The 8286-nt window shown below is 70.9% G+C and carries 7 protein-coding genes and 1 pseudogene; 3 read left to right on the top strand and 5 right to left on the bottom strand.

Annotated elements, in window-relative coordinates:
* Positions 1-228, bottom strand: a pseudogene (locus O3Q52_RS43725) (pyridoxamine 5'-phosphate oxidase family protein); the annotation flags it as partial.
* A 79-nt stretch (positions 229-307) separates the two neighbouring features.
* A complete protein-coding gene (locus O3Q52_RS43720) occupies positions 308-763 on the bottom strand; it encodes a VOC family protein (protein WP_269654084.1) in 456 nt (151 codons plus the stop codon).
* A gap of 150 nt (positions 764-913) precedes the next feature.
* On the opposite strand from O3Q52_RS43720, the gene O3Q52_RS43715 reads away from it, so the two are divergent.
* Both O3Q52_RS43715 and O3Q52_RS43710 read left to right on the top strand, forming a co-directional pair.
* The gene (locus tag O3Q52_RS43715; RefSeq protein ID WP_269654083.1) at positions 914-1453 is read left to right on the top strand and encodes a CGNR zinc finger domain-containing protein; all 540 of its coding nucleotides are present in this window, start codon (positions 914-916) and stop codon (positions 1451-1453) included.
* Positions 1454-1655: 202 nt separating this feature from the next.
* Positions 1656-4961 carry a S8 family serine peptidase gene (locus tag O3Q52_RS43710; protein WP_269654082.1) on the top strand — a complete coding sequence of 1102 codons (3306 nt, stop codon included), beginning with the start codon at positions 1656-1658 and terminating at the stop codon, positions 4959-4961.
* 108 nt (positions 4962-5069) lie between these two features.
* On the opposite strand, the gene O3Q52_RS43705 is transcribed toward O3Q52_RS43710, so the two are convergent.
* Both O3Q52_RS43705 and O3Q52_RS43700 read right to left on the bottom strand, forming a co-directional pair.
* The gene (locus tag O3Q52_RS43705) at positions 5070-5933 is read right to left on the bottom strand and encodes a hypothetical protein (protein ID WP_269654081.1); all 864 of its coding nucleotides are present in this window, start codon (positions 5931-5933) and stop codon (positions 5070-5072) included.
* A 1-nt stretch (position 5934) separates the two neighbouring features.
* Complete coding sequence (locus O3Q52_RS43700) at positions 5935-6489, bottom strand: RNA polymerase sigma factor (RefSeq protein ID WP_269654080.1); 555 nt, start codon at positions 6487-6489, stop codon at positions 5935-5937.
* 252 nt (positions 6490-6741) lie between these two features.
* Between O3Q52_RS43700 and O3Q52_RS43695 the strand changes: the two genes are divergently transcribed.
* Positions 6742-7770 carry an aspartate-semialdehyde dehydrogenase gene (locus tag O3Q52_RS43695; RefSeq protein WP_269654079.1) on the top strand — a complete coding sequence of 343 codons (1029 nt, stop codon included), beginning with the start codon at positions 6742-6744 and terminating at the stop codon, positions 7768-7770.
* A gap of 188 nt (positions 7771-7958) precedes the next feature.
* On the opposite strand, the gene O3Q52_RS43690 is transcribed toward O3Q52_RS43695, so the two are convergent.
* On the bottom strand, positions 7959-8286 hold a 328-nt coding region (locus tag O3Q52_RS43690; RefSeq protein WP_269654078.1), incomplete at its 5' end, for a DUF1203 domain-containing protein.

The raw sequence follows: 8286 nt of genomic DNA, 5'->3' as shown, positions 1-8286 counted from the left end.
GGCGAGCGCCGCGCCGAGCGGGTCGCCCGCGCGCGGGCCGTGCGCGACCGAGATCTGCCGCGGCCCGGTGGCCCGTACGAATCCGGGCTCGCCGGTGACCGGGGAGGCCCACACCCGGCCGGTGTCCGGGTCGGCCGCGCCGAGCACGAGCATCGGCTGGAGTTCCAGGAAGGCGGCGGCCACCGGTCGCAGCCCCTCCCCGATGGACCGTCCGACATGGTCGGCCATGTCACGCACGCCGACGCGGTCCTGCACCGCACGCGAGCCCGAGTGGTAGGTCACGGTGTCCTCCTCCTGTCGGTTCGGGCTAGAAGAAACCGCAGGTCGGAGCCTCGCCCGACGGAGCCGGCGCCCCCTCCACGCCATGGGCCGTGGAGATCTCCAGGCGCGTGCCGTCCGGGTCGTGGAAGAAGATGCCGCCGGACGCGGCGCCCTCGCGATGGGCCACGACGCCCTCGTGGGCGAACTCCACGCCCTGGGCTCGCAGCGCCGTCTCGTACGCCCTGACCTGCTCGACCGTGTCGACCTCCAGGGCCAGGTGGTGCAGCCCCGCGCCGGTCGCCGCGTATCCGTGGTCGGCCTGCTGCCACAGCGTGAGTACGGGACGGCCGTCCTCGCCGAGGAACGCGTACCGCCGGTCCTCCTCCTTGCCCTCGCCGATCACCGTGAAGCCGAGGACGTCCCGGTAGAAGGCGAGCGAGCGGTCGAGGTCCGTGACGTTCAGGCCGGTGTGGCCGATGCGCAGTGCGGTGGTCGTCGACATGGCACTCCCCTTGTGTCGGGCCCAGGGCGGGCTAACCGTTGTAGGCAACTTTAAGAGTTAGAATCGGCGAACGTCAACCGGTCACATACCCTTGACCGGTTAGCAGGGGCCGGTCGACGCGCACCGGCCGGGGAAGCAGGGAGCCGCCAGATGTCCGTCGCCGCCCGGGATCCACGTCCGCTCACCGGCGAGCCGCTCTCGCTGGACCTGCTCAACACGCGGTGGATGCACGAGGGCGTGGCCCAGGACCTGCTGACGGACACCGACGGGCTCGCGGTGTGGCTGGCCGCCAACGCGCTGGACTTCACGGCCGACGAGGCGACCCTGCGCCATGCGCTGACGGCACGGGACGCCCTGCGGGCCGCCGTGGACGGATCCCTCGCGGAGGGCGCGGGCCGCGTCGACGCCGTGCTCGCGCACGGGCGGATCAGGGCGACCCTGACCGCGGAGGGACCGGGCGAGGCCGCCGAGTTCCGCGACCCGTCCTGGGGGCCGGCCTGGCTCGCGGCCCGCGACTACTTGGAACTGCTGGACACCGCCCCCGACCGCATCCGGCACTGCGCCCACGAGGCGTGCGTCCTGCACTTCTTCGACACCTCGCGGAACGGCACCCGACGCTGGTGCTCGATGGCCGCCTGCGGCAACCGCGCGAAGGCGTCCCGCCACTACGCGCGCACGCGAGAGGGCTGAGCCCTACGGGAATGTCCGCCCATACGCCACTATGCCCGCGGTGGCGTATGGCGGAAGTACGCCATGGACACTTCACGCCACGGTCAACCCTCCCCAAACATCCATCACTTGGGTAAAGCTGAGCGGTCATCCGGGTTCACATACCGGACTGGGGCGATCGTTCCGATCGTCAACGGACTTTCCTTTACCTACAAGGATGCTGATGACCCCCAACCCTCAGCGAGCTCCGATCACCGGCGCGAGACGTGCGGCGCGCCTAGCCGTGGCCGCCGGGCTCGTGGCCGCACTCTCCGCGGCGGGGCCGATACCCATGGCCTTCTCCGCGGACGATCCGGGTACTCCCGTCGACACATCGGTCAAGTCCGCGAGCGGCAAGCTCGGTTCGGACGACGCCGACCTCCTCGCCGAGGCCGAGGCCGGCGGCGACAAGAACGTCACGATGATGGTCGCCACCGCGCCGGGGCGGACCGAGCAGGTCGCGGACCAGCTGGACGCGGTGAAGGGCGGCTCCGTGGGCCGTACCTACGACAAGCTCGGCTACGTCCGCGCCACCGTCCCGACCGCCAAGGCCGACGCGGCCATCAAGGCGGCCGCCAAGCTCTCCTCCGTGCACGGCATCGACCTGCGCCAGGAGATCGCGCTGGACGACCCGACGCCGTCCGGCGACACGGCCAAGGGTGCCAAGAAGGCCCCGACGGCCGGCGCCTACCCGGCGCCCGGCAAGAACACCCCCGCCGAGAACCCGTACAACCCGTCGTTCGAGACGGGTGCCGTCGACTTCGTGAAGAAGAACCCGAAGGCGGACGGCCGGGGCATCACCATCGGCGTCCTCGACTCCGGTGTGGACCTGGCGCACCCCGCGCTGCAGAAGACCACCACCGGCGAGCGCAAGATCGTCGACTGGGTGACGTCCACCGACCCGATCATCGACGGCGACGCGTCCTGGCGCGCGATGCTGACCTCCGTGTCCGGGCCCACGTTCAGCTTCAGCGGCAAGACCTGGACCGCGCCCGCGGGCAGCTACCGGGTGAACCTCTTCCGCGAGTCCGCGACCGCCGGCGGCGACGCGGCCGGCGACGTGAACCGCGACGGCGACACCACCGACGCCTGGGGTGTCCTGTACGACGCGGCGGCCGGCACGGTCCGTGTCGACTCCAACGGCAACAGCGACTTCACCGACGACGCGCCGATGAAGCCGTACAAGGACGGCTACCAGATCGGCTACTTCGGTACCGACAATCCGGCCACCGACGTGGTCGAGCGGCAGCCGTTCGTCGTGGAGATCCGCAAGGACGTCCCGATGGACCCGCTGGGCGGCGACTGGCTCGGCCAGAAGCGCGACTTCGTCAACATCGGCCTGATAGCGAGCGAGCACGGCACGCACGTCGCCGGCATCACCGCCGCGAACGGGCTGTTCGGCGGCAAGATGAACGGCGCCGCGCCCGGTGCGAAGGTCGTCTCCTCCCGCGCCTGCCTCTTCGGCCCCAGCTGCACCAACGTCGCGCTCACCGAGGGCATGATCGACCTCGTCGCCAACCGCGGCGTCGACATCGTCAACATGTCCATCGGCGGCCTCCCGGCGCTGAACGACGGCAACAACGCGCGCGCCGAGCTCTACACCCGCCTGATCGACACCTACGGCGTCGAGCTGGTCATCTCGGCCGGCAACTCGGGCCCCGGCGCCAACACGATCGGCGACCCCGGCCTGGCCGACAAGGTCATCTCGGTCGGCGCGTCCATCTCCAAGGAGACCTGGGCCTCCAACTACGGCTCGGCCGTCGAGAAGAAGTACGCGATGCTGCCCTTCTCCTCGCGCGGCCCGCGTGAGGACGGCGGCTTCACGCCGACGCTGACCGCGCCCGGTGCCTCCATCAACACCACGCAGACCTGGCTGCCCGGCGGCCCGGTCGCCGAGGCGGGCTACTCTCTGCCGGCCGGCTACTCGATGCTCCAGGGCACCTCGATGGCGTCCCCGCAGGCCGCGGGCGCCTCCGCGCTGCTGCTGAGCGCCGCGAAGCAGAAGAACATCGACCTGACGCCCGCCAAGCTGCGCACCGCGCTCACCTCGACCGCGGACCACATCAGCGGCACGCAGGCGTACGCGGAGGGCGCGGGCCTCATCAACGTCCCGGACGCCTGGGACTCGATCCGTGACGGCGCCACCGCCCACGAGTACACGGTGAAGGCCCCGGTCGACACCGCGATCGACTTCGCGCTCAAGACCCCGGGCTTCGGCACGGGCCTCTACGACCGCGAGGGCGGCCTCAAGGTCGGCCAGAAGAAGACGTACGACGTCACCATCACCCGTACGACCGGTGCCGACCGTGCGATCCGGCACGAGCTGCACCTGGAGAACAACCGGGACGACACGTTCAGGATCGTCGGCAGTGACGAGGTCTCGCTGCCGCTGAACAAGCCGGTGACGGTGAAGGTCGCGGCCAAGGCCGAGAACTCCGGTCTCAGCAGCGCGATCCTGGAGGTCGACGACCCGAAGACCGAGGGCATCGACAAGCAGGTCCTCACCACGGTCGTGGTCTCCGCCCCGCTGAAGTACACCTACTCGGCGTCCGGCACGGTCCAGCGCAACTCCAGCAAGTCGTACTTCGTGACCGTCCCCGAGGGTGCCAAGACCCTTGAGGTCGCGATCGGCGGGCTGAAGGACAAGAGCCAGACCCGGTTCATCGCCATCCACCCGTACGGCGTTCCGGTCGACAACACCTCGACGCCGTTCTGCTACAACAACTACCTCGACGGCAACGGCTGCAGGCCCGACGTGCGTTCGTACGCCGACCCGCAGCCCGGCGTCTGGGAGATCGAGGTCGAGTCGCGCCGTACGTCGCCGGTGCTCGACAACCCGTACAAGCTGAACGTCGAGGTGCTCGGCGCCGACTTCGACCCGGCGGTCGTGACCGTCCCCGAGGCCAAGGTCGGCACGCCGGCCCCGGTCTCCTGGAAGGTGACGAACAAGCTCGTCCCGGTCGACGGTTCGCTCAAGGGCGGCCCGCTCGGCTCCTCCAAGAACGCCCGGCCGACCATCGCCGACGGCGCCACGGACACCACCACGGTGGACGTGCCCGCGGGCGCCGGTTCGCTCGACGTCACCATCGGCAACGTCTCGGACGCCGCGGCGGACCTCGACCTGACCGTCTACGACGCTCAGGGCAACCAGGTCGGCCAGTCGGCGGACGGCGACTCCGAGGAGTCCGTCTCCGTCCCGTCGCCCACCGCCGGCACGTACACCATCGAGGTCGTCGGCTACGCGATCCCGGCGGGCTCCACGGCGTACGACTACCTCGACGTGTACTTCGCGCCTTCGCTGGGCGAGGTCCAGGTCGACTCGACACCCGTGAAGCTCGGCACCGGGGCCACCGCCTCGGTCGAGGCGAAGGTCGTCGCGAACGCGGCGCCGCCGGAGGGCCGGACGTTCTTCGGGCGCGCTCAGCTCGTGAACGCCCGGGGCACGGTGGCCGGTGCCGGCAGCGTGCTGATCGAGAAGGTCACGCCGTAGCGTCGTGACCCTGTGAACGGCCTTGCTCTCTGAGCGGCTCGCTCTCCGTACGAGAAGGGCGGGCGTCCGGTCCCACCGGGCGCCCGCCCTTCTCGTCGTCCGCCGGTCCTATCCCCCGTTCGGGCCCGCGCACTTCATCCCCCGCGCTCCCGGCAGCGCGTCCACGATGCCCTTGCGGGCGTCGCCGACTCCCCAGCCGGTCTCCCAGTCCTGCCGGTCCTGCGGGTACACCGGCACCCGCACCAGGGTGTACGTGCCGACCTTCAGGTCCGCCCTTGCACTGTCGAGCAGCGTGACGGTGATCGTCGGGTGGTCCACCACGGACTGCTCGGGCCGGTAGTAGCGCTTCACCTTCAGCACGACGCGTACGTTCCCGTCGTCGGTGGGCGTGATGCTCTGTACGGTCCCCTCGACGAGGACCTTCGAGCACGCTAGGTGCATCTCCGGCGAGTACAGCGACGAGTCGCCCGCGCCGGAGTCCTCCTTCGCGGCCGACGAGTCGGAGGAACCGCCGGCGCCGCCGCCCCCCTGCACGCCGAGCCACACCATCCCGCCGAGCATCGCCGTGCCCGCGCCCACCACGAGGGTGCCGAGAGCCACGCCCGCGTAACGCCGGTACCAGGGTGGCTGTGACGGCCTGACCGGTTTCGGTGCCCTGAGCGACTTCGGTTTCCCGAGCGGCCTGGGTGTCCTGCGCGGCTTCGGTTTCCCGAGCGGTACGGGTGCCGGGGACGGCTCGGCTTCGGACCGCCCGCCTTCCACGGCCGGTGTCCGCGTACTCGCCGCCTCCGTACCCGGTGTCTCCGCGGCCAGCGTGTCGCCCATGAGCCGCAGCTGTTCCCTGAGCTGGGCGATGTCCGCGAGCGCGGACCGGTGCTCCGCCAGGAACTCCGCGTCGTCCCGGGCGTCCTCGGGGAGGGGTCCGTCCGTGAGCGCGGCCATCAGCGCGTCCGTTCCTTCGTACTCGGCCACGTCACACCACCTCGTCCTCGTGCAGGCGGGCGCGCAGCGCGCGGACCGCCGTGTGCAGCCTGCTCTTGACCGTGCCCTCCGGGATGCCGAGCTCCTCGGCGATGCCACGGACGGGCAGGTCGGCGTAGAAGCGCAGCACGAGGATCTGCCGCTGGGCGTCCGGCAGTTCGTCCAGGCCCTGGGCCACCGCGAGCGACATCACCTTCGTGTCGTCGCCCGAGTCGTCCTCGGTGTGCGGCGACTGCCTCAGCGAGGCCAGCCGCTCACCGATCCGCTCCTGGCGGCGCCTGGCGCGATGCCAGTCCATCGCCAGGTTCGAGGCGACGACCGCCGCCCACGCCGACACGTCACGCGGCGCCTCCGCCCCGCTCGCCGCGCGCTCCAGGAGCCGCAGCCGGACCTGCTGCACCCCGTCCGGCAGGTCCGCCTGCGGCACCCCGCCGAGCGCGAGCACGGCTCGCACCCGGCGCTCCTGGGCCGCGTCCAGGGGGTCGTCGAGCGTCCCCCCGGCGCTCTCCCAGCCCCCCAGGACGCGGCGGGCTTTTCTGCGCAGCACAGCCACCCCTCCCCTCGCCGCGTTTTCTCTATGACGCCGCTGGTGCGGGAAACGTTCGGCCCGATTCCGGGAATCTTCAGAACCGGGAGTCGAATGTCACACCGGTACGGAAACCGGGCCGAGCACTCGGCTCTCACCCCGGCCCGACCCGTCCCAGTCCTCGGTCTACGAGGTCAAAGGATTGGACAGGCGGGCCGGGGTGAGACGCATGATGGAACACTGGCCAGTAATGCACAGGCAAAAGGAGTCGCCGTGAAGGTAGGAATCGTCGGAGCCACCGGTCAGGTCGGCACGGTCATGCTCAAGATCCTCGCTGAGCGGGACTTCCCGATGGAGACGCTGCGGCTGTTCGCCTCGGCGCGGTCGGCCGGTTCGACGATCGACTACAAGGGCTCGGCCGTGACCGTGGAGGACGCCTCCACCGCCGACTACAGCGGCCTGGACATCGTCCTGTTCTCCGCGGGCGGCGCCACCTCCAAGGCCCTCGCCGAGAAGGTAGCCTCCCAGGGTGCCGTCGTGATCGACAACTCGTCGGCGTGGCGCAGGGACCCGGAGGTCCCCCTCGTGGTCTCCGAGGTCAACCCGCACGCGATCGCCGACCGCCCCAAGGGCATCATCGCCAACCCGAACTGCACGACGATGGCCGCGATGCCGGTGCTCAAGCCGCTCCACGAGGAGGCGGGCCTCGAAGCGCTGATCGTCGCGACGTACCAGGCCGTGTCCGGGTCGGGGCTCGCGGGCGTGGCGGAGCTGCACGGTCAGGTGCAGAAGGTCGTGGCGGACGCGGACAAGCTGACGCACGACGGCTCCGCGGTCGACTTCCCCGAGCCTGGCGTCTACAAGCGCCCCATCGCCTTCAACGTCCTCCCGCTCGCGGGTTCGATCGTCGAAGACGGTCTGAACGAGACCGACGAGGAGCAGAAGCTCCGCAACGAGTCCCGCAAGATCCTGGAGATCCCGGCCCTCAAGGTCTCCGGCACGTGTGTCCGTGTCCCCGTCTTCTCGGGCCACTCGCTCCAGGTCAACGCCCGCTTCGCGCGTCCGCTGTCCGTGGAGCGCGCGACGGAGCTCCTCGCGGGCGCCCCGGGTGTCGCCCTCTCCGACATCCCGACCCCCCTCCAGGCCGCCGGGCAGGACCCGTCGTTCGTCGGCCGCATCCGCACCGACGAGACCGTCGACCACGGTCTCGCCCTCTTCGTCTCGAACGACAACCTCCGCAAGGGCGCCGCGCTGAACGCGGTCCAGATCGCGGAGCTGGTGGCAGCGGACCTCAAGGCCTGACGGTCCCCCCACTACGGGTTCGCCGTGGCTGATCGCGCAGTTCCCCGCGCCCCTCAAAAGGGGCGCGGGGAACTGCGCAGTCTTTTGGGGGTTCGGGGCGGAGCCCCTGAGTAGGTGACGGTGGGGGTCCCCCCGCTCGAGCGAAGCCGAGAGTGGGGGGAGGGTAGGGGCGGCGGGGGCGAAAAGCCCTACGGCCGCCGCACCTCGTACAGGAAGCAGCCGTACTCCACCGCACGGACGTGCACCAGAGCCACCTCGGGATCGGCGAAGGCCTCGGAGAAGGCCGCGTCCAGCGATTCGTCGGGCGTCGACGGGAGGTCGAGAAGACGCCCCCCGAGGATGCGCCCCTCGCCGGAGTACCGCCGCACGGTACGCAGAACCCCGGGCCGAGCGAACGGATACCGCCCACCCCCCAACGGCCCCCCGCACTCCTCGGCGTGCACGAACACGGGCCCCTGCTCGTCGTACGCCCCCGGCCCGACCCCCACCCCCGCGGCCCACCGCCGCAACGGAGCG

This window comes from Streptomyces sp. ActVer, assembly GCF_027270795.1.
In the GTDB taxonomy this organism is placed as follows: Bacteria; Actinomycetota; Actinomycetes; order Streptomycetales; family Streptomycetaceae; genus Streptomyces; species Streptomyces umbrinus_A.
This window is presented reverse-complemented; position numbering and strand designations above follow the sequence as displayed.